Raw genomic sequence first — 1,597 nt, forward strand, 5'->3', positions numbered from 1 at the left:
GTCCTACTCTCCCACAGGGTCCCCCCTGCAGTACCATCGGCGCTGTAAGGCTTAGCTTCCGGGTTCGGAATGTAACCGGGCGTTTCCCTCACGCTATGACCACCGAAACACGGTGAAACACATCAACCGCACCACTGCCTGTGACCATGGCAATGGGGTTGTTCGTGGTTTCAGAACCAACACAGTGGACGCGAGCAACTGAGGACAAGCCCTCGGCCTATTAGTACCAGTCACCTCCACCCGTTACCGGGCTTCCAGATCTGGCCTATCAACCCAGTCGTCTACTGGGAGCCTTAACCCCTCAAAGGGGGTGGGAACACTCATCTCGAAGCAGGCTTCCCGCTTAGATGCTTTCAGCGGTTATCCCTCCCGAACGTAGCCAACCAGCCATGCCCTTGGCAGAACAACTGGCACACCAGAGGTTCGTCCGTCCCGGTCCTCTCGTACTAGGGACAGCCCTTCTCAATGTTCCTGCGCGCGCAGCGGATAGGGACCGAACTGTCTCACGACGTTCTAAACCCAGCTCGCGTACCGCTTTAATGGGCGAACAGCCCAACCCTTGGGACCGACTCCAGCCCCAGGATGCGACGAGCCGACATCGAGGTGCCAAACCATCCCGTCGATATGGACTCTTGGGGAAGATCAGCCTGTTATCCCCGGGGTACCTTTTATCCGTTGAGCGACGGCGCTTCCACAAGCCACCGCCGGATCACTAGTCCCGACTTTCGTCCCTGCTCGACCCGTCGGTCTCACAGTCAAGCTCCCTTGTGCACTTACACTCAACACCTGATTGCCAACCAGGCTGAGGGAACCTTTGGGCGCCTCCGTTACTCTTTAGGAGGCAACCGCCCCAGTTAAACTACCCATCAGACACTGTCCCTGATCCGGATCACGGACCCAGGTTAGACATCCAGCACGACCAGACTGGTATTTCAACGACGACTCCCACCGAACTGGCGTCCGATGATCAAAGTCTCCCAGCTATCCTACACAAGCCGAACCGAACACCAATATCAAACTATAGTAAAGGTCCCGGGGTCTTTCCGTCCTGCTGCGCGAAACGAGCATCTTTACTCGTAGTGCAATTTCACCGGGCCTATGGTTGAGACAGTCGAGAAGTCGTTACGCCATTCGTGCAGGTCGGAACTTACCCGACAAGGAATTTCGCTACCTTAGGATGGTTATAGTTACCACCGCCGTTTACTGGCGCTTAAGTTCTCAGCTTCGCCACCCCGAAGAGTGACTAACCGGTCCCCTTAACGTTCCAGCACCGGGCAGGCGTCAGTCCGTATACATCGCCTTACGGCTTCGCACGGACCTGTGTTTTTAGTAAACAGTCGCTTCTCGCTGGTCTCTGCGGCCACCCCCAGCTCAGGATGTAAAATCCATCACCGGTGATGGCCCCCCTTCTCCCGAAGTTACGGGGGCATTTTGCCGAGTTCCTTAACCATAGTTCACCCGAACGCCTCGGTATTCTCTACCTGACCACCTGAGTCGGTTTAGGGTACGGGCCGCCATGAAACTCGCTAGAGGCTTTTCTCGACAGCATAGGATCATCCACTTCACCACAATCGGCTCGGCATCAGGTCTCAGCCTA

2 rRNA genes (1 of these 2 cut by a window edge) are annotated in these 1,597 nt (G+C 56.2%); both read right to left on the reverse strand.

The annotated features are described in order from the left end of the window. Positions 1–107 (reverse strand): 5S ribosomal RNA (rrf, locus tag ACWDR4_RS49685); the annotation flags it as partial. Between the two features lie 93 nt (positions 108–200). Continuing rightward, positions 201–1,597 (reverse strand): 23S ribosomal RNA (locus tag ACWDR4_RS49690); it runs 1,810 nt beyond the window's last position.

The sequence above is a fragment of the Streptomyces sp. NPDC000878 genome, from assembly GCF_053599695.1.